Origin of the sequence: Tunturiibacter empetritectus (assembly GCF_013410875.1) — a bacterium.
Classification (GTDB): domain Bacteria; phylum Acidobacteriota; class Terriglobia; order Terriglobales; family Acidobacteriaceae; genus Edaphobacter; species Edaphobacter empetritectus.
The window spans coordinates 38,662-61,868 of sequence record NZ_JACCCU010000002.1; the positions used below are offsets into that span (position 1 = coordinate 38,662).

21 protein-coding genes are annotated in these 23,207 nt (G+C 57.7%); 10 read left to right on the forward strand and 11 right to left on the reverse strand.

The annotated features are described in order from the left end of the window. Positions 1–18: 18 nt before the first annotated feature. The 5 genes from HDF08_RS12310 to thrC form a co-directional block, all read right to left on the reverse strand. Positions 19–975, reverse strand: a complete 957-nt coding sequence (locus HDF08_RS12310) for an ABC transporter permease (RefSeq protein WP_353069268.1) — start codon at positions 973–975, stop codon at positions 19–21. After that, positions 972–2,369, reverse strand: a complete 1,398-nt coding sequence (locus tag HDF08_RS12315; protein WP_179638998.1) for a hemolysin family protein — start codon at positions 2,367–2,369, stop codon at positions 972–974. The genes HDF08_RS12310 and HDF08_RS12315 overlap by 4 nt, the downstream gene beginning before the upstream one ends. 112 nt (positions 2,370–2,481) lie before the next feature. Beyond that, positions 2,482–2,814 carry a thioredoxin gene (gene trxA, locus HDF08_RS12320; RefSeq protein WP_179638999.1) on the reverse strand — a complete coding sequence of 111 codons (333 nt, stop codon included), beginning with the start codon at positions 2,812–2,814 and terminating at the stop codon, positions 2,482–2,484. 297 nt (positions 2,815–3,111) lie between these two features. Beyond that, positions 3,112–4,059, reverse strand: coding sequence for a homoserine kinase (gene thrB, locus HDF08_RS12325; protein ID WP_179639000.1), 948 nt, complete (start codon positions 4,057–4,059; stop codon positions 3,112–3,114). Then, positions 4,056–5,444: a threonine synthase gene (thrC, locus tag HDF08_RS12330; protein WP_179639001.1), complete on the reverse strand. Its 1,389-nt coding sequence runs from the start codon at positions 5,442–5,444 to the stop codon at positions 4,056–4,058. The genes thrB and thrC overlap by 4 nt, the downstream gene beginning before the upstream one ends. A 116-nt stretch (positions 5,445–5,560) precedes the next feature. Here thrC and modA point away from each other — a divergent pair, with 116 nt between their 5' ends. The 3 genes from modA to HDF08_RS12345 all read left to right on the forward strand — a co-directional run bounded on the left by modA (position 5,561) and on the right by HDF08_RS12345 (position 7,925). Continuing rightward, positions 5,561–6,244, forward strand: a complete 684-nt coding sequence (modA, locus tag HDF08_RS12335; RefSeq protein WP_373563180.1) for a molybdate ABC transporter substrate-binding protein — start codon at positions 5,561–5,563, stop codon at positions 6,242–6,244. Positions 6,245–6,451: 207 nt separating this feature from the next. Continuing rightward, the gene (modB, locus tag HDF08_RS12340) at positions 6,452–7,138 is read left to right on the forward strand and encodes a molybdate ABC transporter permease subunit (protein ID WP_179639003.1); all 687 of its coding nucleotides are present in this window, start codon (positions 6,452–6,454) and stop codon (positions 7,136–7,138) included. A gap of 61 nt (positions 7,139–7,199) precedes the next feature. Continuing rightward, positions 7,200–7,925 (forward strand): ATP-binding cassette domain-containing protein, encoded by a 726-nt coding sequence (locus HDF08_RS12345; protein ID WP_353069270.1) that lies wholly within the window; start codon positions 7,200–7,202, stop codon positions 7,923–7,925. Here HDF08_RS12345 and HDF08_RS12350 read toward each other — a convergent pair. Beyond that, a complete protein-coding gene (locus HDF08_RS12350) occupies positions 7,922–9,007 on the reverse strand; it encodes a UDP-N-acetylmuramate dehydrogenase (protein WP_179639004.1) in 1,086 nt (361 codons plus the stop codon). The genes HDF08_RS12345 and HDF08_RS12350 overlap by 4 nt on opposite strands. A gap of 249 nt (positions 9,008–9,256) precedes the next feature. Between HDF08_RS12350 and HDF08_RS12355 the strand changes: the two genes are divergently transcribed. The 5 genes from HDF08_RS12355 (at position 9,257) to HDF08_RS12375 (ending at position 14,690) form a co-directional block, all read left to right on the forward strand. After that, positions 9,257–9,682, forward strand: coding sequence for a BrxA/BrxB family bacilliredoxin (locus HDF08_RS12355; protein ID WP_179582382.1), 426 nt, complete (start codon positions 9,257–9,259; stop codon positions 9,680–9,682). 114 nt (positions 9,683–9,796) lie between these two features. Next, positions 9,797–10,822: a sigma-54-dependent transcriptional regulator gene (locus HDF08_RS12360; RefSeq protein ID WP_179639908.1), complete on the forward strand. Its 1,026-nt coding sequence runs from the start codon at positions 9,797–9,799 to the stop codon at positions 10,820–10,822. Between the two features lie 185 nt (positions 10,823–11,007). Beyond that, positions 11,008–12,744 (forward strand): DUF885 domain-containing protein, encoded by a 1,737-nt coding sequence (locus HDF08_RS12365; protein ID WP_179639005.1) that lies wholly within the window; start codon positions 11,008–11,010, stop codon positions 12,742–12,744. Positions 12,745–12,780: 36 nt separating this feature from the next. After that, complete coding sequence (gene proC, locus HDF08_RS12370; protein WP_179639006.1) at positions 12,781–13,632, forward strand: pyrroline-5-carboxylate reductase; 852 nt, start codon at positions 12,781–12,783, stop codon at positions 13,630–13,632. A gap of 74 nt (positions 13,633–13,706) precedes the next feature. Then, on the forward strand, positions 13,707–14,690 hold the full coding sequence (locus tag HDF08_RS12375) for a COX15/CtaA family protein (RefSeq protein ID WP_179639007.1): 984 nt from the start codon (positions 13,707–13,709) through the stop codon (positions 14,688–14,690). A 69-nt stretch (positions 14,691–14,759) separates the two neighbouring features. Here HDF08_RS12375 and HDF08_RS12380 read toward each other — a convergent pair whose 3' ends face one another. The 4 genes from HDF08_RS12380 to HDF08_RS12395 form a co-directional block, all read right to left on the reverse strand. After that, entirely contained in the window at positions 14,760–15,026 is a 267-nt protein-coding gene (locus HDF08_RS12380) for a hypothetical protein (protein ID WP_218884683.1), read from the reverse strand. A 467-nt stretch (positions 15,027–15,493) separates the two neighbouring features. Next, entirely contained in the window at positions 15,494–15,691 is a 198-nt protein-coding gene (locus HDF08_RS12385; protein WP_179639009.1) for a hypothetical protein, read from the reverse strand. Next, positions 15,688–16,038 (reverse strand): hypothetical protein, encoded by a 351-nt coding sequence (locus tag HDF08_RS12390; protein WP_179639010.1) that lies wholly within the window; start codon positions 16,036–16,038, stop codon positions 15,688–15,690. The genes HDF08_RS12385 and HDF08_RS12390 overlap by 4 nt, the downstream gene beginning before the upstream one ends. 10 nt (positions 16,039–16,048) lie before the next feature. Beyond that, the gene (locus tag HDF08_RS12395; RefSeq protein WP_179639011.1) at positions 16,049–16,627 is read right to left on the reverse strand and encodes an RNA polymerase sigma factor; all 579 of its coding nucleotides are present in this window, start codon (positions 16,625–16,627) and stop codon (positions 16,049–16,051) included. Positions 16,628–16,789: 162 nt separating this feature from the next. Here HDF08_RS12395 and ppk1 point away from each other — a divergent pair, with 162 nt between their 5' ends. After that, complete coding sequence (gene ppk1 / locus HDF08_RS12400) at positions 16,790–18,955, forward strand: polyphosphate kinase 1 (RefSeq protein WP_179639012.1); 2,166 nt, start codon at positions 16,790–16,792, stop codon at positions 18,953–18,955. 243 nt (positions 18,956–19,198) lie between these two features. Here ppk1 and HDF08_RS12405 read toward each other — a convergent pair whose 3' ends face one another. Next, on the reverse strand, positions 19,199–22,177 hold the full coding sequence (locus HDF08_RS12405) for a protease pro-enzyme activation domain-containing protein (RefSeq protein WP_179639013.1): 2,979 nt from the start codon (positions 22,175–22,177) through the stop codon (positions 19,199–19,201). A 288-nt stretch (positions 22,178–22,465) separates the two neighbouring features. On the opposite strand from HDF08_RS12405, the gene HDF08_RS12410 reads away from it, so the two are divergent. Then, the gene (locus tag HDF08_RS12410) at positions 22,466–23,134 is read left to right on the forward strand and encodes an HAD-IA family hydrolase (RefSeq protein ID WP_179639014.1); all 669 of its coding nucleotides are present in this window, start codon (positions 22,466–22,468) and stop codon (positions 23,132–23,134) included. Positions 23,135–23,207: the final 73 nt, after the last annotated feature.

Consider the following 23,207-nt stretch of genomic DNA (forward strand, 5'->3'; position numbering starts at 1 on the left):
TTCCTTCTCTAGGCGCTATTACTCGGCGCGCATGCGCGGATTGGCTACAGTGTAGGCGATGTCGGTCAGAAGATTCACTACAACATAAGTTAGCCCCACGGCAAGGATGCAACCCTGAACTAAAGCATAGTCCCGGTTGGAGATAGCAGACAGAGTGAGCCGGCCAATCCCGGGCCAGCTGAAGATTGTTTCGGTTACGATGGCACCCGCAAGAAGACTGCCAAACTGCAGCCCAATAACCGTTAGAACCGGGATCAGAGCGTTGCGCAGGGCATGGCGGTAGACAACCGCGTTCTCCGTAAGACCCTTGGCGCGAGCCGTGCGGATGTAGTCCTGGTTTAGCTCTTCCAACATGGCAGTGCGGACCATCCGGGTGAGGATGGCGGCCAGCGAGAGACCGAGCGTGATAGCAGGCAGGATGAGGTGGAGGACGAAGCTGGTGGCCTCACCCGTGCCGGCTCCCGAGACTGGTAGCCACCCAAACTGAATAGAAAAGACAAGGATAAGAATCGGCCCGAGAGCGAAGTTAGGGAAGGACAGGCCAACGAGAGAGACGACGCCGAGAAAGCGGTCCTGCCAGCGGTTGCGGTGGAGAGCCGAGGCAATCCCGGCAGGAATGGATAGCAATATACCTATCAGCAACGCCGCGGCAGTAAGAGCGAGGGTGTATGGGTACCGCTGAAGAACGAGGTGGACGACGGAGTCGTGCAGCCGTAAGGATTGGCCGAGGTTAGCGTGAAGAATGCCATGCCAGTAGTGGGCGTACTGCTGGCCGAGCGGGGCGTCCAGACCATAGGAGTGGCGGAGTGCGTCTATGTCAGATGCGGTGGCGCCTTCGCCAAGCATCTGGACGATCGGGTCCCCCGGGACGAGGTGGATGAGGAGGAAGACCACCGAGACCACGACCCACAGCACTGGCAGGGTGAGGAGGATACGGCGGAGTGGTCGCCAGATGGCCGCGCGATTCAGAGTCACTGGATCGCTTCCCTGCTATCGGCTTCGTCTTCGACCTGGTTGGGCGGCGGAGCTACGTCCTCCACAATCACGCGGCTGATACGACGCCCCGCCATCTCAGCAACTTCGTAGCGGCGGCCTCCATGCTCGACACTCTCCCCTGCGGCAGGAATATGGCCCAGGTTCGCGAGGAGAAAGCCAGCCAGAGTTTCAACTCCAGGCTCGCGCGGGAATGTCCAGTGAAGCTGGTTGCCAAGATCGCGGAGGGTGGTGCTGCCGTCGAGCACCATGGCTCCGGTAGTACTGAGCAGAGGCGATTTGCTGACGTCGAACTCGTCTTCCAGTTCGCCGACGATCTGCTCGAGAACATCTTCAGCCGTGACCAGGCCGACCGTCGAGCCGAACTCGTCAACGACGATGGCAATGTGCCGGCGTCTCTCTTGGAACTCCTGCAGAAGCTCGATCGCAAGCTTGGTCTCCGGAACAACGGTCAGCTCACGCATCACCTGGCGGAGAGTAAGTCCGGACTCGCCCTTGCCGCCAAGCGAAAGAGCGACGGTCCGGAAGTGCATCAGGCGCGAGATGTCCTTCGAGTAGACGATGCCGATGATGTGCTCAGGGCCGCTGACGGGATCATAGACCGGGACGCGGGAGTGCTGCTCTTCAACGATGCGGGCTGAGGCCTGCTGCAGCGGCAGGTCCGCAGAGAGCGAGAAGATGCTGCCGCGAGGCGTCATGATCTCGCGGACCGTGACGTGATTAAGCTCAATCGCGCGATGGATTATCTCTTCCTGAAAGACGGGAAGCAGACCCATCCGGCGCGTGGCGGTGGCGATAAGCTTCAGCTCTTCAGGCGAGTGGACCGCCCCTTCGCCGCGCAGGGGAGCCCGAAAGAGCCTGAGAACAAGCGCCGCAGACGAGTTCATCAGCTTCACAATAGGCCGGGTGAGCCGAATAAAGACGTCCATAGGACCGGCAACCGCCAGAGCGATGCGTTCGGTTCGCTGTAAGGCGAGCGACTTCGGAACAAGTTCGCCCAAGAGAACCTCAAAATAAGTGATCAACGAAAAAGCGAAGATGACCGCCGCAGTATGGGCATACAAAACCGCATGAGCGGGCAGCCGGTGCAGAGGGCCACCCAGGAAATTAAGGATGATCTCGGCCACGGCAGGTTCGCCAATCCATCCGAGAGCCAGACCGGCTACAGTAACGCCAAGCTGCACCGCAGGCAGAAACTCATCAATCGAGTGTTTGAGCTTGAGCACCGTACGCGCGCCAGGCCGCCCCAGCGCGATCAGCTGCTGAATGCGAGTCTCGCGGACGCTCACCAGGGCGAACTCTGCGGCCACGAAGAAGCTGCTGGCCAGAATGAAAAAGGCCACCATGATTATGCGGAAGAGCATCCACTCGAGCATTAAGGCTTGAGTTTATCAGGGCGGATTTGGAAGGCGGATAAGCAATCTTGCACGCAAACGAAACGGCCCGCGAGTTGAACTCAACGGGCCGTCCCTTGGCGTTGCTTGAAACTTACGCCAGAACCTTATTCACGGACTTGTCGATGGTGTCCTTGGGAACGAAGCCAACAATCTGCTCTGCGACCTTGCCATCCTTGAAGATGAGCAGGGCAGGAATACCGCGGATGCCATAGCGCATCGGGGTTGCAGTGTTGGAATCGACATCCATCTTCATAACCTTGAGCTTGCCCTGGTAGTGTGTGGCAACCTCATCGACAACCGGGGCGAGAGCGCGACAGGGGCCACACCAAGCAGCCCAAAAATCGACGAGAACAGGCTCTGTCGACTGAAGAACGTCTCTTTCAAAATTTGCATCATTTACTTCGGTGATGAACTGTCCTGCCATTTATCTTCCTCCAGAATGCTCTGCACTTTTTACACCCATCCGGTGCAGCGCAGTCTTCTCTATAGTAGATGCAATTTTGAACCGGGAGTTTCAGAGTGCGAAATACCACTTAAAGTGTAAACGCCCGGACCTCTGTAAAGAGGTCAACGGGCGGCGTAGCAGCCCTCCCCAGAACTGCCCACTCGGCTAAAGTACGGGGCTTTTTGCGATTCGTAAAGAACTCTTAGGTAACAAAATTACCATTACTGAGATGTTACTTCTGTCTGCCTAATCCCTTCTGCGTGAAAGGGATGGGTCTCAGCCTTCAAGTGCTCCCATAGAAATTGTCGTCTGTAGAACTTCAAGTGACTCGTCGCCAGCGGCTTCGCGAATCATAGCAGGAAGAGCCGAAGGCTTGGCATCTTCGGTAATGATCAGAACAGACGGACCGGCGCCGCTGAGAGCAACGCCCAGAATCCTGGGGCTCGCGATCTTTGGACTGAGTGTCGCCGAACTGTCCGCCAGGGGCAGCAGCAGTGGGAGCAGCGGGCAAACCTTCATGCGGTACGGCTGGTGGATACGATCCTGCATAGCAATTCGGAGAAGATCGCCCCGCCCCTGGGCAAAGGCAGCCACCAGCAGGGCGGTTGACTGAATATTGGCAACTACGTCCTCCCGGGGATAGGTAGCAGGAAGCAGCGCGCGCGCCTTTTCCGTGGCAAGGCTGGCGGGGGGCATCGCTAAGTTCAATCCCCAGATTAGATTTTCTCCGCAAGTAGATGTTGATAATGAGTTTTTACTCATCAAAGAAGCCGTCATCCCGCCGAGATAGCACGCCGCCACATTATCGGGATGACCTTCCCGAATACAGGCCTCTTCGAGTATCTGTTGGCCCGTCCAGCCCAGGTTGCCGAAGTGATTCGCCAGAAAGACGCCGGCCAGGAGTGCCGAGGCGCTCGAGCCGCAACCCATCCCAAGAGGAATCTCATTATTGATCAGGAGGTGGAGCCGTGGAGCCAGAACTCCGGCGACCGCCAGAACGTCGACGTAGGTCGTCAGGATGAGATTGTCTTCGAGCCTGGCACATAAGTCAGCGTCGCGACCAGTAGCCTCGATGTAAAAGCCGTCGGCGACCCAGGCGTCGATAGTGAGATAAAGCGCCATCGCCAGGCCGAGCGCGTCAAACCCGGGACCCAGATTCGCCGAGGTAGCAGGCAGACGCAGATGGTACGGCTTGCCTCGGTCCGTTGTGGTGCTTTGACTCATACTGGTTGCGGCTGGTGCATGTGGGATTCGAGGGTCCGGAGAACCAAACTGGCGTCCGCTTCAAGAACCATAGGAGGTTTTCTTAAGGCCGCGTGTCGAGTTTTATCCTTAACGCTAAGGTCAGCATTTTCAGCATCCGAGAACAATTCGTTGCGGTGATAGTCGATGGTATAAGCGGAGTCTTTAAGGGTGTGCCCAGTGAGGATGAGGACAACCCGCTCCTCTGTGGAAATCTTGCCTTGGGCCACTAGCTTTTTGAGCCCGGCAAGGGTGACAGCAGAGGCAGGCTCGCAGCCGACCCCCTCGGCACCGATCTCCGCCTTGGCTAGGGCGATCTCCTGCTCAGTAACCTGTTCGCACCAGCCGCCGGTGGTCTGAAGGGCATTGACGGCTTTACGCCACGAGGCCGGGTTACCAATCCGAATCGCAGTAGCGCGGGTATTAGCCACGACGGGAGTCAGGCGCTCTCCGCCGTTCTCCTGCAAGCTGCGATAAAGGGGGTTGGCCCCCTCGGCCTGAATGATGCTGATCTTCGCAGTGCGCGGTATCAGGCCAAGCTCACGCATCTCGGCGAAGCCCTTGGCCAGCGCGGAGGAATTGGCAAGGTTCCCACCAGGGACGATGACGTGCTCAGGAACCTGCCACTCCATCTGCTCGACCAGCTCAAAGGCTGGCGTCTTCTGACCTTCCAGACGGTAAGGATTGACGGAGTTGAGCAGGTAGATCGGGAACTGCTTCACCAGCTCGCCAAGAATCTTGACGCAGCCGTCGAAGTCGGTCTTGAGCTGGATCGTAAGAGCGCCGTAGTCCATCGACTGCGAGAGCTTGCCCCAGGCGATCTTGCCCTCGGGGATGAAGACGATGCTGCGCAAACCCGCCCGCGCCGCGTAGGCGGCCATGGCGGCAGAGGTATTGCCGGTCGAGGCGCAAGCGACCCACTCGAAGCCGCTCTGCGCGGCGACCGACAGTGCGGCAGTCATACCAGTGTCCTTGAAGGACCCTGTAGGATTCATGCCCTGATGCTTCGCCAGTAGCCAGTCGATCCCCGCAGCCTTCGCGCAGCGAGGGAGATCGTAGAGAGGAGTATTGCCCTCGCGCAGCGTAATCACCTTCTCCAGGTCGTCGACGATAGGCAGCAGATCGCGGAAGCGCCAGACGCCGGACTGGTCCACGGCCATCGTTGAGGACCGCCGTTCCTGCCAGAGCCAGCGAAGGGCGCTGGGATTGGGAAGCCGGCTATCGGGACCGGCGGCGGCGTTGGTCCAGGGGTACACCACCTCATAGAGACCGTTGCAGACCGGGCAGCGAAAGTTGCTGCTAACCTCATCCTTGCCGATGACGGTCGCGCATTCGGTGCATCTAAGGTGATGTGTTGCTACTTTCATGGTTGCTTCTAGCCTATCGTAAACGTCGAAGTGCGTCTGCGGCCTTCGTGTGTCTTGTCATATGCCTAGGCGTGATGTTGGGTAGTCGAAGTGCCTGGGGGCAGAAAGAGCTACGCGTGGCCGCCGCGGCAGATCTGCAACCAGTCATGCCAGCACTGGCGCAAAGATATGAGCATGAAACCGGAATCAAGCTGGTCGTCAGCTTCGGATCGTCCTCGACACTCGTCACGCAGATCCTGAACGGCGCTCCCTTTGATATCTTCCTGGCGGCAGACTACGTCTTCCCGGAGAAGATTGTGACGGCTGGGCTGGCCGATGGTGCCCAGCCAACGGCTTACGCCAAGGGCACGCTGGTGCTGTGGACCCGGAAAGACTCCGGCCTCTTGCCACTCACCCTGGACACGTTGTCTGATCCGCGCGTGAAGACAGTCGCCATCGCGAATGAGTTGCACGCACCCTATGGTCGGGCGGCGGCGGCGGCACTCCGTAGGATGAAGCTCTACGACCAGGTCGCTCCGCACTTGGTCGTGGGGGAGAATATCTCGCAGACAGCGCAGTTTGTGGAGTCTGGGAACGCGCAGCTCGGATTGATCTCACTCACAGCGGCGAGCACTCAGCGCTTCAAAGAGATTGGAACCTACATCCTGGTGCCCACCTCGCAGTACCCGGAGATACGGCAATGCGCGGTAATCATGGCAAAGTCTGAGCACAAGGCAGAGGCGCATCTCTTTTTGAACTGGCTGCTCTCTCCGGCGATTCAGGGAGACCTTCCGCAAGTGGGTCTGCGCCCAGTGCAGTAGGAAGGCTGTATACCGGCCGGGCGTCCTTCCCGGAGGGCAGTCGCTTCGTGACGTGTATACCGCTTCGCTCGGCGCTCCCGATGATCGCGAACTATACTCATTCCGACCATCGGGAGGACCACGCGAAGCTCTAAAGAGGCGTGCGAACGCCCGTCCCACGCGCAGTGGGCCCGTCCGGCAGGACAGCTTGTCATAGACTGACGCTGTATGGATTTTGAAGCGCTCTTGTTGACTTTGCGGCTGGCAGTGGGAACGACGGCAATTCTGCTTGTAATAGCGCTGCCGCTGGCATGGTGGATCGCTTCAGGACACGGGGCGGCCCGCGCCTTCGTCCAGTCGATAGTAGCTCTGCCATTGGTGCTGCCGCCAACCGTACTTGGGTTCTACCTGTTGATCGCCATGGGGCCGCTCACCGCACCGGGAAGGCTCCTAATGCAAGTCTTCGGGCATCCATTGGCGTTCAGCTTCGGCGGCCTCCTTATAGGGTCGATCCTCTACAGCCTGCCATTTGCCGTACAACCTCTGGTAGCCGGCTTTCAGGCGGTGGACCGAGGCTTCATAGAAGCCGCGGCGGGTCTAGGTGCAAAACCCACAAAGAGATTCACGACAGTAGTGCTTCCGATGGCGCGCGCTTCCCTGCTCACCAGTGCAGTCCTGGCCTTCACCCACACCGTAGGCGAGTTCGGCGTGGTGCTTATGCTTGGCGGCAACATCCCCGGGGCCACGCGGACCCTGTCCATCTCGCTCTACGACCTCGTGCAGGACGGAAACTATGCGGCTGCCAATCGCACGGCGCTCGTGCTGATCGGTTTTGCAACGGTGGCGCTGCTAACAATCTATCTTCTCCCCTCAATGCGGAAGACCGACGGAAGGCAGGCTGACATTGTCCGATAGGCTGACATCATCTGATAGGTCGTCCGATAGTCTGCCGGGGGAATCGAACCAGTTGCTCACTGTGAGTATCGAACATCGAGTGGGAGCCATCTCGCTCGATGTCAGGTTCGCGTTAACCAAACCCTGGACAGTCCTCTTTGGACCATCCGGCAGTGGCAAAACCACCGTGCTCAGAGTCATCGCCGGCTTTGTGCACCCGGACTCGGGTTCAATCGTGCAGAAAGGAAATGTATTGGTCGATCGAGTTTCGGGTGTGTTCGTTCCTCCGCACCTTCGCCCGGTGAGAACCGCAGCCCAGACCGCCCGGCTATTTCCAAACATGACTGTGCATTCGAACGTGACCTATGGCCTCGGGCAGAGTGCGAGGCCCGACGATACGAGCAGGATCGTCGATGAGATCACGAGTCTGTTTCGCATACAGGAGCTTGCCGATCGAAGACCTCATCAGCTCAGTGGAGGAGAAAAGCAGCGAGTGTCGGTGGCGCGTGCGGTCGTCTCTGCGATCACCTACGAGGGGTCGGGAGCCGCACTATTGCTGCTCGACGAACCATTCTCAGGACTCGACTACGCCATGCGAGATCAACTTGTCGACGGCTTGCGAACGTACCTGATGCGATGGAAGACGCCGGTACTCTCCGTAACCCACGACGTCGGAGAAGCCTTTCAGCTTGAAGCCGAGGTCATCAGGATCACAGAGGGAAAGATCGTGCAGCAAGGCTCAGTCTTTGAAGTGCTTGGAGAAGAACGGCGGCGGCTGATGAGCCAGTTGCGGGTCGGACCCTCTTAGGCGCCCAACTGGACCGGCTCCTGTTCAAGTTGGATCTTGAAGCGGCGGTAAACTTCACGCTGAATGGTATCGCGCAACGCCGAGATATCGGCAAACGTAGCGTGGCCGCGATTGATCAGTGCGAGTGTATGGCGGGACGAGATGCCGGCCTCGCCGAGTTGGAAGCCCTTAGTGAAGCCGACGCGTTCGAGCAACCACGCGGCGGGCAACTTGATAAGGTCTTCTCCAGCAGTCCAGTGGGGAATCTTATCGACGGAGAGATCCAGCGTCGTCGCGATATCAAGCAGAAGACGCTCTGGAACAATGGGATTTTTGAAGAACGATCCCGCACTGCGGCAGTCAGATTCGCCTTCGACGATCAACATGCCCTTGCCATGTCGAATCTCACGAACAGCATGATAGATATCGATAGGTTTAAGCGCGGAGCCACGACCCGCAAAGTAGTTCTGCAGGTCTGCATAGCGGAGACTGGGTGTTGCATGAAGGTCTAACCTGAATGTGACTGAGATGACGATGTACCGGTTGCGGTGGGTGGTGTTGAAGATGCTGCGGCGATAGGCGAAGCCGCACTGTTCGGCAGTCAGCGTGACAAATTTGAGGGTTTCAAGATCGAGTGCATTAACCCAAAGAATGCTGGTGGAGACCTCCTGTCCATAAGCGCCGATGTTCTGAATGGGCGCACCGCCGACGAATCCGGGGATTCCTGCTAGACACTCGATCCCCGTGATCCCCGCCTCGGCGACCTTAAGAACGAACGCGTCCCAGTCCATTCCGCCGGGGACGTCATATGTAATGCTCGTCTGCCGGGGCCTATCGTCTCGGTAGCCGCCGTTGATATTGATCGCCCCTTCGATCTTGACTCGAAGGACCAGACCATCGAAACCTCGATCTGTCACCAGAAGGTTGCTGCCACCGCCGAGCACAAATAAAGGTAGGCTCCGTTCCCGCACAAAAGTGACAGCCTCAAGTAGCTCCTCCATCGATGTCACTTCGCAGAAAAAACGAGCCGGACCGCCGATGCGAAAGGTCGTATAGGGTGCTAGCGAAACGTTCTCCTGAAGGTAAAGGTCGCGAGAGGGCACGGGTTAGAGAGTACAACATCGCCCGGCCGTTGAAACTAGACACACTCGACGCCTTCAAAAGGTTAGTTCGCTCGGAGGTAGTTCTTCCTAAGCTAGAAAAGTCTATTTGAAGTCCAGACCTATCCATTTTATTTAGAATACTTTGCGCGCTTTTTACGGGGGGAGGGGTGCAAGGGGCAGAAGTAGAACGTAGAATCGAAACAAGCGCGGCTTTTACCCGCGAGCAAAATGGGTTAAAGGGAGAGTGTTATGTATCCAGAGATTATGGTGATTCCAATGCGCGAAGAACTGACGCGCGCTGGCTTGACGGAGGCCCGCAGTGCGGCCGAGGTAGATGCCGCAGTTGCAAAGCCGGGAACAACGATGGTGGTGGTCAACTCCATCTGCGGCTGTGCCGCCGGCAAGATGCGTCCGGGAGTTCGCCTGGCGATGCAGCATTCCGCCAAGCCCGATCACTCCGTAACCGTCTTCGCAGGTCAGGACCGCGAAGCCACCGAGAAAGCACGCAGCTACTTCGGGGGACATCCGCCGACCTCGCCCGCGATTGCGATCCTGCGCGACGGCCAGCTCGTCTACCTCATGCAGCGTTCGGCTATCGAGACCTCGACCGCCCCGGCCATTGCGCAGGAGCTTCAGCGCGCCTTTGACACCTACTGCGCGCCAACCACTGCCTAATCGCGAAGTTGTTGAAATCTAACGCCGGAGACTCGCTGTTGCATCGAGCGGTCTCCGGTTTTTCGTGTCTTCGGGCTCAACGGAAGACTGATTCTGCCGATGTAAGAAACAGTCATGTCGATTACACGATCTACCACCATCCTTGATCCTTCTCCTGCGCCTATCGAAGAGCCTTGGCCCGAGGGGAGTGGGCTCGAGATCGTGGGCTCGAGTGCGGAGATGCGCAGGCTGCGGCTGCAAGTCCGGCGGATCGGCCCACACTTCCGAACTGTACTGGTGCATGGTGAGGCCGGGACCGGAAAGGAACAGGTGGCTCGAGCGCTCCACGGAATGAGCCACGCCGCCGACGGTCCGTTTGTGGTCTGTCATGGAGCCGCTCTTGAAGAAGCAATCGCCGGACATCTGAAGGAGAACGATTGGAGCTCGCACCCCGCAGATGCAATCGGTTGCCTGGCCAGGATGGCGCAGCGAGGAACCCTCTTTCTCGATGGAATCCACGAGATGCCACTCCAGACCCAGCTTCGTCTGCTTCGCCTGTTACAGCGGCACGACTCGACACAGAATCACATCGAAGCCAGCAGGCCCAACTTACACGACATGCGGCCCAACCTGCGAATGATCGCCGCCAGCAGCGAAAATCTCAAAATATTATCTTCCGCAGGCAGATTCCAACCGGAGCTTTACCAGCGATTCGCCATGGTTGAAATTACCCTCCCACCATTGCGGGACCGCAGAGAAGATATTCCGGATCTAACGAAGTTTTTTATCTCTCAGCTTGCACCGCTCTACGAGAGAAAGGTGCTAGCCGTCTCTGACGAAGCGCTGGAGCGAATGCTGAGCTACAGCTGGCCTGGGAATGTAAGCGAACTGAAAGGTGTTGTGCGGAGCAGCATCTCACAGGTTGAAGGCGATAGGCTCGAATCGCATCATCTGCCTATGCTCGCTCAAGAGAATCCACCAACATCCGCATCGGATGCGACCGCAAAAAGCGCAAAGCTCCAGGATGTAATCGAACAGCACGTGCTGCGCGTATTGAAGGGCTGCGGAGGCAACAAGGTGCGCGCGGCGGAGACGCTGGGAATCAGCCGCTCGACCCTCTACAGGATGCTGGACGCCTCTGTTTCGACAATCTTGCAATAAGAGTTCACCTTGTCCCGCCGCGAAAAGACCCTGCGATGAAATGCGCTTCACTCTAAGCCGCCGACGCAGAAGCTCTGCTCGCCACGATAGACTGAAGGTCAAGGTTGAGGACAGAGATGACGAGATTGTGGCAAAGCCGCACGTGCAGGTGGATACTTATTTGTTGTTTCAGCGTAGCGCCAAAGATGGTGCAGGGCCAGTTAACAGCCACGCCGCCAGTCGCCACTTCGGTTGCAGCACAGAGCAAAGCCTTATCCACGCTCTTCACCCAGATCTGGGAGGACAGGCTCAAGCGCTCGCCCGAGTTTGCTTCCTCGATCGGCGATAAACGCTACAACGACCAGCTGACGGACTACTCCACTCAGGCGTTGAACGCTGCCCTGGCCCGTGGACGCGACTACATTCAGAAGCTCTCGGAGATCGATACCACCAGCCTTACCGACCAGGAAAAACTGTCGGCGGATCTGATGCTGCGTCAGTCGATCGAGGAGCAGGAGGCGGCAAAGTTCAAACAGTGGCAGATGCCCGTCAATCAGTTCTACGGCTTCCACACCGATCTTCCCCAGCTTCCTAGCCGGCTGCAATTCGATTCCGTCAAAGACTACGACGACTACATCACGCGGCTCAAGAAAGTTCCGAACGCCTTCTCGCAGATCATGACCAATATGCAACTCGGCGCCGACGAAGGCCGCGTTCAGGTGCAGTATTTGATGGAGAAGGTGCTGGTGCAGACTCTCGCGTTGGCCAACCAGAAGCCGGAGGAGAGCCCGTTTGCCCAGCCTCTCAAGAAATTCCCTAAGACTGTAGGCGCGGCAGAGCAGAAGCGGATTTCGTCAGAGATGCTTGATGCGATCTCCACCGACGTACTGCCATCCTACAAACGCTTCGCCGGATTTCTGAAGGCCGAGTACATTCCGAAATCTCGCAAGGAGATTGGCGCCTCTGCGCTGCCCGATGGTGAGGCATACTATGCGTTTCGCATTCGCCAGAGCACTACATTGAGCAAGTCCGCCGCGGAGATCCATCAGATCGGACTCGACGAGGTGAAGCGCGATGAGACAGAGATGCTGGCCATCGTGAAGAGCCTTGGCTTCTCTGACATCAAGAGCTTCAGCGCAGCTCTGAAGACAAATCCCAAGGAACATCCAGCCTCTCCCGAAGCCCTGATCGAGGACTACAAAGGATATATCGCCGGAATGAAGCCGAAGCTGCCTGATCTGTTCGGTCGTCTCCCGAAGGCTCCGCTGGAGATCGTTCCCGTACCCGCGTACATGGAAAAAGATCAATCAGCTGCCTACTACGACAATGGCACTCCCGATGGCAGTAGGGCCGGCCGGGTTTATGTGAACGAGTACAACTTCGCGGAGCGCTCGCTCGCCCCCGTCGAAGCGGTCTCCTATCACGAAGGAATTCCAGGGCACCATCTTCAGATCTCCATTGCTCAGGAGCTTACCGGAATCCCGGAGTTTCGAAAGTACACCTACTACACGGCCTACACCGAAGGCTGGGGTCTCTACAGCGAACGGCTGGGCAAGGACGTCGGGTTCTACAAAGACCCGTACAGCGACTACGGAAGGCTCGAGGCCGACATCTGGCGCGCGATCCGGCTGGTCGTCGACACCGGCGTGCACTCCCAGCACTGGACGCGCCAGCAGATGGTCGACTACTTCCACGATCACTCCGCCATCGACGAGACCAACATCCAGGCTGAGGTCGATCGCTACATTGCGTGGCCGGCGCAGGCCCTGGGCTACAAGATGGGTCAGTTGAAGCTCCTCGAGTTGCGGGAGCGCGCGAAGACGGCGCTGGGCCCGAAGTTCGACATCAAGGCGTTTCACGATGAGGTCCTCGACTCGGGCGCACTGCCGATGGACGTACTCGAGCAGCGCATTGACGCCTGGATCGCCGCGCAGAAGAAGTAGCTGCGTGGTAAAAGCCTACTCTGGTAGCCTTTGGAGATGAGCGACAGCTATGAAGTGACGGTTCCGGCTCCGGTAATGCCGGGGTCGCGGGTAGCAGTACTGGGCGCAGGAAAGATGGGCGGCATTCTTCTGCAGGCCTTCTTGAAGAATAACCTGCTTGCACCGGAGCAGATCTTTGCCACGGTCCAACATCCGGAGCGCGCGCAAGCATTGTCGGCGCAGTTTGGCGTCGAGGTGACGACAGATAACCTTGCCGCTGCGCGACAGGCAGATGTGATTCTGCTCGGAGTAAAGCCCACCCAGGTCCCTGCGCTGATCGAAGAGATCAAGCCTGCGCTGACCCCGAAGAAGACACTATTGTCATTTGCGGCTTCCGTAAAAACCCGAAGCATCGAAGAGGGCGCGGGATGCGAACTTGCTGTGATCCGCGCGATGCCGAACACACCGGCAATGCTGGCTGCGGCTATTACGGCCCTCTGCGGCGGACGTTTCGTCTCCGCGGAGCAGATGGCGGTAGCGCAAAAGATCTTCCAGACTGTCGGCCGCACAGTCGTCGTCGATGAAAAGCACATGGATGCGGTCACTGGCCTTTCAGGCTCGGGGCCGGCATTCCTCTACATCATCATCGAGGCCCTCGCCGAAGCTGGCGTAAACGTAGGCCTGCCGCGCGATGTAGCAACTCTGCTCGCCGCACAGACGACCCTCGGCTCCGCCAGAATGGTGCTCGAGACTGGATATCATCCTGCGCTGCTAAAGGACGCAGTGACCACCCCCGCCGGGTGCACCGTCGACGGCATTCTGGAACTCGAAGAGGGTGGCCTCCGCGTAACTCTGATCAAAGCAGTGAAGCGAGCGACCCAACGTGCGAAGGAGTTGGCGAACGGCTAGCCGTATCTCTCTGGGCCAGAACTCACAGCGCGATGCTCTGAAACGACGTCGTAAAAGCTGCGTAGAATAATGATATGGCTACGGCTGGAGCGGTAAAGACGCCGGACGGTTCGACAACGACGAGGCTCGAAACCTCTCGAGCGCTGGTGCAGTTTGCCTGGGCCGTGGTCGGCTATAACGTGCTGGTGATCCTTTGGGGAGCGCTGGTCCGAGCCACCGGCTCCGGCGCAGGATGCGGAAATCACTGGCCGCTCTGCAATGGACAGGTCATTCCGCTGTCGCCGCGCATCGACACAATCATTGAGTTCACCCATCGATGCATGACCGGCGGTTCGACATTCCTAGTCATTGGGCTACTGATCTGGACGTTTCGCGGAACCCTCAAAGGGCAGGCAGCACGAACCCTCGCCGTCGTGTCCATGGTCTTGCTGTTGAACGAGGCGTTCCTGGGTGCACTGCTGGTGAAGCTGGGCTACGTAACCGGCAACCAGTCTATAGGACGAGTGGTCGTGCTCTCCATTCACCTCAGCAATACGCTGTTGCTTCTAGCTGCGCTGACCCTTACCGCACGGCTGCTGGGTACAGGACAAAGATGGGCTGAGTTCAGCGTAAGCGGAACAAAAAAGCTGTGGGCACTCCTGGGCCTTGGGGCCACGCTGATCGTCGGCGTTAGCGGATCGCTCGCAGCGTTGGGAGATACTTTGTTCCCTGCTTCTTCGCTGCGTGCGGCGTTCGCTCAGGACTTCGCAGCAAACTCCCCCTGGCTCCTGCGGCTGCGAGGCGTACATCCGGTCAGCGCTGTCATTGCGGCAGCATTCGTACTGTGGCTGGTGGCGCAGGCCAAGCGAGCAGGCGCTCGTCGAACCGCCGGGATCGTCCTATCTCTCCTCTGCTTCCAGTTCGCGCTCGGACTCGCGGACGTCCTGCTGCTGGCTCCCGTCTGGATGCAGATTCTGCATCTCCTGGGAGCAGACCTCTTCTGGGTAGCTCTCGTAGTGCTGGCAACAACGGTAGTATGGCCGAAGCAGATCTCGGACAGAATCTATCGAACAGATTGAGACGCACCTCTTTGAGTTCCACCAATAAGGCAGAAACTCAAAGAGGTAGCTCTACACCCGCGCGGGATCTTACTGCGGAGTAGGCTTACCCGCGATCTTATCGCCGACCTTCTCGGTTCCGTGGGCCGTATCCTTGGCCGCAACCTTGGTGCCATGACCAATATCTTTGCCAACGGTCTTGGTCCCATCGGCCGTCTTATCCGCCGCCTTTTTCGTCCCGCTGACGCTCTTGTGGTAGACCTTCTTCGTTCCTGTGGCAGTCTTTTTGGACCCGGTCGCGATGGCGTGACCGGTATCCTTGGTTGCGTCTTTTGTATCGGTCCCAGCAGCCTTCATATCTTGACCAGCGCTCTGAGCGAGGGCAAAGCCGGCTGAAGCAGATACCGCGAACGCAGACGCCAAAACGAGAGGTCCTAGTTTTCTAAAATGCATATGTCTCCTTGAGTTCGAACAAATTTTTACTGGGTAGAGTATCGGCTCAGGAAAAGCAATTCATAAAGACACGGCATTTCGCTGTCCGACCGCCCCATGAGGCGAATCGTATAAGAGCCAGGGCAGTGTCGAATAGGCACGCTGATTGAGTCATGCTTGGCTACGAGGTCGCCACTGTATAGTTGCAGCGTTCGCGAGGCGACCTGTTCAAGACTCTGATGCCCCTGTGTGGAACGTCTGCAAATAATGTGATCTTCTTGAAACTATACAGACATTCGAAGCGGAAAGTGAACACCCTCGAGCGGCACCTTGAGCCAGCATGCTCACCGACGGCTCGCGGGGTCTTCGTCGAACTAACGCCTGCGCGCCGGTTAGTCCGCTCTGCGAAGCTGCTGATTCTTGATCAACAGCTCCGCGACCAGCCGATGAAGGCGAGCGTTTTCGATCTCAAGCTCGCCAACCCGATCCGTGAAGTCAGTGGCAGATTGCCGGCTATACCTCGAGGGAGAAGAGTTCATCCCGCCGCCAGGTTCTCGAGCGTCGATGCGGTCTCTTTCAATCTCGTTCATATCTGTGTCTCCGCGTGCGAGGTCTCCGCGTGCGAGGCGAAAGGCCCGCGACCGCAACGCATCCCCTTGCGAAATTTCTCGCGATCTTCGGGCGTCATACGCTCCCAGCGATCTTTCATTCCCTGTCTCCAGCGGTTGCGGCCTCCGCCGTGACGATGAAAGCCCCCAAAAAGAATCTTGCTGAGCACAAACATGCCAAGCCCCTGCCAGAAGGTGATCGTGTGCCAGCCGAAGATCGGAGGCAGAAGCGCATTCCACAGACCCCTAACCACAAAACCCAGCACAGCGCTGGCAACGACGGCGAATAATGCGATCTTTACTGCTTTAACTGCTGGATGATGCCCCATATATAACTCCTTATTTCCTGACAAAATCTTCATAGATTAACTGCAGCCTTTGCCGCAGATGTGTCACGGCGTAGTGCTTTCGCGAGAGCAGCGTGTTGACGCTGAGGCCGGTCTCGGCGGATATCTCTTTGAAACTCTGCCCCTGCAACTCATGTGCGACGAAGACCTCACGCTGCGCCTGTGGCAACTCTTCAAGAGCTTCTTCCAAAGCTTCCAGCAGCAGACTCCTTGCGTAAACCGCCTCTGGCCCGGCATCGGCCGAAGGAAGCAGGTCTTCCAGTGTTCCGCCATCCTCTTCTTCACCTGACGCAGGGCTACTCAGCGAGGCAGGCTTTTTCTTGCGGAAGAGATCGACCATCCGATTTCGAGCGACGCGAAACAGCCACGCCGTCACATGCTCTACGGGCTTCATCAGCCGATAGGCCTCAAGTAGTTCGTAAAACACATCCTGAAGAATGTCCTCAGCCTCGCCCGTGTCGGCAACATGCTTGCGGATGAAGCTGCGCAGCCTGGGCCGGTCCCTCTCCAACGCCTGAGAGATCAGCTGGTCTTGCTCGATAATGCTCCAATTGCCAGGAACGTCAGTCATCTACAGGTGTAGACGGATAGAGCCGACAAATATTTTATGGTGGCCCGGATTTGTTTCCAGCCTTTGGTGGCTCCGGCGGCCATCCTCATATAGGTAGCAAACGATATTTCACGCTTGTTCACACAGAAGATTCACACCATTGCGGTAATCTTTTAGATCTCTATGAGTGCTACGAAACGAACTATCGGAAACTCCGCCAGCGCCAAAAAAGCCACCGCCAAAACGGTCGAAAATCTCTTTTTCAGCCGCGACGAGTCCTGGATGCGGTTCAACCAGCGCGTGCTCGAAGAAGCACAGGACGAGACCAATCCCCTGCTCGAACGGGTAAAGTTCCTCGCAATTACCGCCAGCAACCTCGATGAGTTCGTGGAGATCAGGGTCGCCGGCTTTCTTCAGCGGATCGAGGATGGTTACAATCTTGCCCAACCGCCAGACGAAGGCGGACTCACCCCACAGGAACGACTCGATGGGTTGATGGAGCGAATTCATCACTTTGTAGAGGCGCAGTACCAGTGCTGGAACGAACAACTGCTCCCCGCGATGCATGCAGCGAAGATTCGCGTCCTGCGCTGGAGCCAGTTGAGCGACGCGGCACGAAAGCAGGCGCTGGACTTCTACGAGGACGAGGTCGACCCTCTTCTGACCCCGGTGACCATCGATCCCTCCCATCCTTTTCCAAGGGTGCTCAACAAGGCGCTCTGCATCGGCCTCCTGCTGAAGCACAAGCGGCGCGGAGTAAAGACGGCGACAGCCCTGGGTGTCGTAACCGTGCCTCGCGCCCTTCCCCGCCTCGTCCCGCTTAAAAGCACGGACGGCAATTGCGACTTCATCCTGTTGCATGAGCTGGTGGAGTCTCAAGTGGAGCGCATGTACCGCGGATACGAGGTCCTGTCCCGATCGGCGTTTCGCGTCACCCGCAACAGCAACCTCTACATGCAGGAGGAGGAGTCCCGCTCTGTACTGGAGAGTGTTCGAGCGGAGTTACATAATCGACGCAAAGGCGACGCCGTCCGAATGGAAATTGAAAGCTCAGCGATCGAAGAGATGGTCGAGCGACTGCGGATCAACTTCGAGCTCGAGCCGGAGCAGGTATTCAAGACCGACGGCCCCGTGAATCTGTCGCGTCTGATGAATCTTTACTCCGAAGTGAAGCAGCCTCAACTGAAGTATCCGGCTTTCGTCGCGAAGGAGTTCAAACTCAGTGCAAAGTCCACCGATATCTTCGAGGAGATGAGAAAGCGGGATGTGATGTTGCACCATCCCTTCGACTCGTACAAGACCGTGGAGGAGTTCATCGAGGCCGGAGCGCAGGATCCCAGTGTGATCTCGATGAAGCAGACCCTCTACCGCACAAGCAAAGATTCGCCCATCTTCACGGCTCTTACCGAGGCTGGACAGAGTAAAGAGGTGACCGTCGTCGTTGAGCTGATGGCGCGCTTCGACGAAGACTCCAACATTCGGTGGGCGCGAGAGCTCGAGGACGCAGGTGTCGGCGTCTTTCACGGCATCTTCGGATTGAAGACCCACTGCAAGCTGTCGCTCCTGGTGCGCCGCGATCCAGACGGCGTGGTCCGCCGCTACGCACACCTTGGGACAGGAAACTACAACCCGGTCACCGCGCGCTTTTATACCGATATCAGCCTCCTTACCTCGAAGCCGGAGCTGACCAGTGAGGTACAAAAGGTCTTCAACTACCTCACCGCTGAGACCGAATCAGAAAACTACAAGCCTCTGCTGGTAGCACCCTTGACGCTCGCCGATGGTTTGGTTGCCCTCATCGAAAGAGAGGCAGCCCACGCCAAGGCTGGCCGCCCGGCGTCGATCATCGCCAAGATGAACGGTCTGCTCGATCGCCGAACGGTAGAGGCCCTATACGCCGCTTCAACCGCGGGCGTAGAGATCGACCTGATCGTCCGTGGTATGTGTTCCCTGAGGCCTGGCGTCAAGGGCGTAAGCGAAAAAATCCGAGTGCGAAGCATCGTCGGTCGCTTTCTCGAGCACAGCCGCATCTTCTGCTTCGCAAACGGCGGCAAGGAAGAAATCTACTGCGGAAGCGCCGACTGGATGCCCCGAAATCTGATCGAGCGATGCGAGGTAGTCTTTCCAATAACCCAGCCAGACATTCACAAGCGGCTGCGCGAAGAGATTCTTGCCGCCTATCTGGCAGACAACACAAAAGCACGTTTTCTGCAGCCGGATGGTGAGTATGAACGGGCACCGACGACAGGTGCTCCGTTCAGCGCGCAAAATTATCTGATGCGGATTGCCGAAGGCGCGGAGGAGAAGGTTCCCGAAGCTGCGAAACACGAAAAGATTACAGCCCATTAGTCTGTCTTGGTCTGACGCAATCGCAAGTAAGCTATTGAATCGCGAAGCTGATTGAGAGCAGCCTGGATCGTCGAACCGCCGATGACAATGAGCCCCGGTCAAGTCCTGAATCCGTAAGCCTGATATTGTCAGCAACCAATCCCCATTCCGAAAACCGCGGCGCCTGGGATATCCGAAAAACACTTCTAACAAGAAAAAGGCCGCGCCTTCGAGAGCGCGGCCAGGAAATCACAACCACTCCTATTACGGTACGACGTATGCAATCTGTGCACTATGCACCAAGGTGCCGCTTATTGCGGTAACCGTAAACGTATAGGTGCCCGGAGAAGCATTTGTCGTCCCAGCAGGAGGTGTAGTCCCACCGCCTCCACCAGTGGTCGAGGTATTGGATCCGCAGCCAGCCGCTGTCAGAGCCGAAATCGTAATCACAGCGGCAAGCAGAGCGCCCCAGCGGCGACGACGTGGCAACATCAGCAGACACAATCCAGCAAGCGTAGCTCCAGAGCCAGCTGCGTACCATGGCATCCTACCCGCCGGGCCTCGACCGAACGGTCTCAATCCCGGCCGCATTGACCTTGCGGCTGTCGTCGGCGCAGAAGCTACAACAACAAACGAAGTGGATACGCCGGCCGAAGTAGTGATCGAAACTGGCGACACGGAGAAACTAGGCGTCGCGACCATTCCATCACCGTTGGTCGCGGTCAGACTGACCGAGCCCGTAAATCCATTGACCGGTGTGATCGTAAAAGTAACCCCCGCTGCGGTAGCCCCCGGCTGTACCGTCGTCGTCGCGCCACAGGTCGCAGGGGCGAAGGAGAAATCGGGTTTACCCGAAGATGTAGAAGAAACAATATCCACCGAAGCGATGCTGCCGCTTGGGTAAGCTGTGACTGGAGTGGATCCGTTGTAATAGACATAACTGAGGCTGACCGGTGAGAGGAGCGTCCCTTTGGAACCAACGTAGTTGCCATCACCGGAGTAGACCGCGCTGATATTATGACCACCGGAAGAAAGCGACGACGTGACAAGACTATAGCTCGCGGTTCCACCCGATAAAGTGGTGGTGCCACCCACCACAGCTACGTTATCGACAAAGAACTGAACCGAACCTGTCGGTGTCGGACCCGAAGCAGTCCCCGCCACAGTCACGTTGAGCGCCAGAGTACCTGCCGAAACCGCGCAGAGAGAAGCGCTGGTCGTAAGCGCCGTCGTACTGATGCTCGTCCCAATACCACTACCGGTACCCGTGCCAACTGGCTTTACGCCACTCCAGCCCGTGACCAGGGCATTGATGTCAAAACTGCCGAGGCCTATAGCCTGATCATAGCCAGTCCCCGCGGTGAAGCCTGTCGGTTGGCCATTCGAACAGTTCGGTGTCCCCTGGGTGCAAGGAACTGAGTTGTTACCGGAGATGATGTCGTGAAAAACGCTGCTGTAGGTCGGCCCATTCAGGAAGCCATAGAGCGTTGGTCCTACATTGCCCAGCCAACCCGCTGTCGCGCCTGTCGGATCAACTTTCTGCTCGACCAGAGCCAAAATACCTGCAAAGGTTGGAGCAACAAATGAGGTCCCGCCAAACACATTCGGGTTACCGTTGGCGGAGAGGAAGCCGTTGGCGCAAGGCGTCTCACCTTGGCCATCGCCCGAGCTGCAAACCAGATATCCGTCGTGGATAGCAGCAGCGTTTAGCGCTATATCAGGAAGATCCCGTGAGGAATCGTTGGGAACGCCCGTGCCAGTCTGCCACGTTGGCTTGGAGAAGAAAGCGCTTGCTCCGCCTCCCCCAGCCCCGCCCCCAGTTCCATCGTTATAGCCAAGGCCAGCGCTGGACGTAGTTTCATTCCACGGCTGCTCTGGAATGTACAAGAGAGCGGAGCCGCCGTTGGTTCCATTAGCGCTGCTCCAATAGGTGGCAGGGGTTGCCACATCTCCACTGAACATGGTTCCGCCGGCAGAGGTAGCGTAAGGAGAACTGGAGGGAAAGTCAACGTTGAGCCCCTCTGTCGCAAGCCCCACCCCGTCGCAGTCGGTAGCACCGGCATCGCCAGAGGAACTAACTACGGTCTGCCCCTGCGCATTCGCCAGAGCCAGCAGATTGTTGTAACTCGCCAGCATAGCGGTCCCCCAACCGCTCTCGCACAAGCCATAGCTGATGGTAATAATCGGAGCGACCTTATTATCGATGGCGTAAGTCAGGGAGTCCGCGAAGATGTTATTGCTGCTGAAAACATACAGAATCGTCGCTCCAGGAGCAGCCGCACTCGACCACTCAATATCCAGATGCGCCTCATCGATATCGTTCGCCGAAACCCCCGCGTCAGAGCCGCCAGCAGGAATAGCAGACTGCAGCTTGAGATTAATCGCGGGCAAACCAGCCGCCGTGCGGAACTGGGCAATGTTCGCGTCCGGAAGGACATTGCCCGCATTAAGATCCGTATTTCCCATCACAGCAACTGTCACGCCCGTGCCATTGATCGGCGTGGAAGCCGTAAGCAGAGGATTTTCGTCATAGATGGTGTAGAAATCAGCCGGCGAAATGTAATGACTCGTAACTCCGCTCAGAGTCTGCGTGTAGTGTGGCTGCGAGGGATCAATCGAAGCAGCACTCCGCGCGCGCAAGTGAGGCTTCGGCTTGAAGTCATTGAGTCCAACAATGGAAGTCACGACCCCCGCGATGGCAGATGGAAGCACCGGATCGGTGACATTGGAAAAATGAGCTTCCCCATTGACCGACAGGCTATGAATCGAAGTCCCAAACGCCTGCTGCACCTGCGCAACTGTGCCCGAAAAAGAGATAAAGGTATTGCTCCGAGCCGCCCGGGTGATCGTGAAGCCCTGACCAGTAAGCCATGTCGAAACCTTGGCAATATCCGCAGCGCTAAGGCCAAAGCGCGCCCCAAACTGCTCCGGCGTCAGCCACTGGTGATAACTCCCCGAGCCCGGATTCAACTGATTGGCTAGAAGCTGACTCAGATCGGCCTGCTGGGCCGGCGTCATGCTGAAGCGCAGTGACATCGACTCAAGCTTCTTGTCCGCGGGAGCGGCGCCAAGATCCGCAGCACGTTGGGCTCGCCCAGTAACAGTTCCGGGCAAAGGATTCCGCACTCCGCTGTTGACAGCACTGGCTATTCTGTTTTGAACGGCGGCCTGGCCAACAGGGCTGAACGCGGAGGCAAGGAGGATAACAGGAGCAAACAGTTGAGAGAAAAGGCGGCTGCGCATGGATATTCTTCTACCTTACTACCGGGTTACGGGGTGGCACTGCTGCTCCACACACCAAGATCGACTGGCCCGACGAACCAGAGTGGGGCTGAGGTACTTGCTTAGACAGACGATAAAAGAAAATGTTGCGTCTACAGAAGGAAAGACATTATTTCGTCTTCCGGTTGTGCCATTTCAGGAAGAAAAGCTGAAACCGAGAGCCACGCCTGTATGCCGCAAACCTTCGATCACTCCCCATCCCCAACACGAGGTACACCCTTTATGGATCAAAGTGCGACCATAGAGAGTATGAGCGAACGAATTTTCCTGAGAGGCAAGGCAATTCTGTTTGATATGGACGGAACGCTGGTCGATTCGACGCGGGTGGTTGAACGTGCCTGGGGATGGTGGGCCGCGCGGCACAGCCTACCGCTTGAGGAGGTGTTGACCTTCTCGCACGGTCGCCCAGGTAAAGCTACGGTAGCGCATTTCCTGCCAGGGCAAGAGCACGCACAGGAGATCGCGGAGCTCTCTCACTTCGAAGAGACGGAAACGGAAGGCATCCTGGCAGTGCCAGGAGCGCTCAAGGTGCTGCAGGCACTTGAAGCGAACCACCTAACGTGGGCGATTGTGACCTCTGCTTGGCGCAAGCTTACGGAGATTCGCGTGGCTGGTGCTGGCTTGCCATTGCCTGCCATCATCGTGCCAATCGACGAAATTCACAACGGGAAGCCGGATCCGGAGGGCTTTTTGCGCGCGGCGGAGTTGTTAGGTGTTGCGCCCGAAGAGTGCGTGGTGTTCGAGGACACACGCCCCGGGATCGATGCCGGGCTGAGCGCGGGGATGCAGGTTGTGGGTTTGTCGACGACGTTCTCGGCGCAGCAGTTGAGGCATCGACCGGTGGTTAGTGACTTTCACGACGTGACGGTATTCCCGGATGGTGAGGGTTTGAGGATTGAGATTGAGGATCGGTCGTAAGGAAGCGGAAGCGCGCGTTTCACCGGGAACAAGATCCGGATTCGGCGCTCCTTGCGAGAAGGCTTCCGGAGTG

Excerpts from the sequence above, each read along its gene's own strand:
- HDF08_RS12410 (WP_179639014.1), top strand. The coding sequence starts at position 22,466 with ATGAGCGAACGAATTTTCCTGAGAGGCAAGGCAATTCTGTTTGATATG.
- thrC (WP_179639001.1), bottom strand. The coding sequence starts at position 5,444 with ATGAAAGTAGCAACACATCACCTTAGATGCACCGAATGCGCGACCGTC.
- modB (WP_179639003.1), top strand. The coding sequence starts at position 6,452 with ATGGATTTTGAAGCGCTCTTGTTGACTTTGCGGCTGGCAGTGGGAACG.
- HDF08_RS12355 (WP_179582382.1), top strand. The coding sequence starts at position 9,257 with ATGTATCCAGAGATTATGGTGATTCCAATGCGCGAAGAACTGACGCGC.
- HDF08_RS12395 (WP_179639011.1), bottom strand. The coding sequence starts at position 16,627 with ATGACTGACGTTCCTGGCAATTGGAGCATTATCGAGCAAGACCAGCTG.
- HDF08_RS12360 (WP_179639908.1), top strand. The coding sequence starts at position 9,797 with ATGTCGATTACACGATCTACCACCATCCTTGATCCTTCTCCTGCGCCT.
- HDF08_RS12315 (WP_179638998.1), bottom strand. The coding sequence starts at position 2,369 with ATGCTCGAGTGGATGCTCTTCCGCATAATCATGGTGGCCTTTTTCATT.
- HDF08_RS12380 (WP_218884683.1), bottom strand. The coding sequence starts at position 15,026 with ATGAAGGCTGCTGGGACCGATACAAAAGACGCAACCAAGGATACCGGT.
- thrB (WP_179639000.1), bottom strand. The coding sequence starts at position 4,059 with ATGAGTCAAAGCACCACAACGGACCGAGGCAAGCCGTACCATCTGCGT.
- HDF08_RS12375 (WP_179639007.1), top strand. The coding sequence starts at position 13,707 with ATGGCTACGGCTGGAGCGGTAAAGACGCCGGACGGTTCGACAACGACG.
- HDF08_RS12365 (WP_179639005.1), top strand. The coding sequence starts at position 11,008 with ATGGTGCAGGGCCAGTTAACAGCCACGCCGCCAGTCGCCACTTCGGTT.
- trxA (WP_179638999.1), bottom strand. The coding sequence starts at position 2,814 with ATGGCAGGACAGTTCATCACCGAAGTAAATGATGCAAATTTTGAAAGA.
- HDF08_RS12405 (WP_179639013.1), bottom strand. The coding sequence starts at position 22,177 with ATGCGCAGCCGCCTTTTCTCTCAACTGTTTGCTCCTGTTATCCTCCTT.
- ppk1 (WP_179639012.1), top strand. The coding sequence starts at position 16,790 with ATGAGTGCTACGAAACGAACTATCGGAAACTCCGCCAGCGCCAAAAAA.
- proC (WP_179639006.1), top strand. The coding sequence starts at position 12,781 with ATGAGCGACAGCTATGAAGTGACGGTTCCGGCTCCGGTAATGCCGGGG.
- HDF08_RS12390 (WP_179639010.1), bottom strand. The coding sequence starts at position 16,038 with ATGGGGCATCATCCAGCAGTTAAAGCAGTAAAGATCGCATTATTCGCC.
- HDF08_RS12385 (WP_179639009.1), bottom strand. The coding sequence starts at position 15,691 with ATGAACGAGATTGAAAGAGACCGCATCGACGCTCGAGAACCTGGCGGC.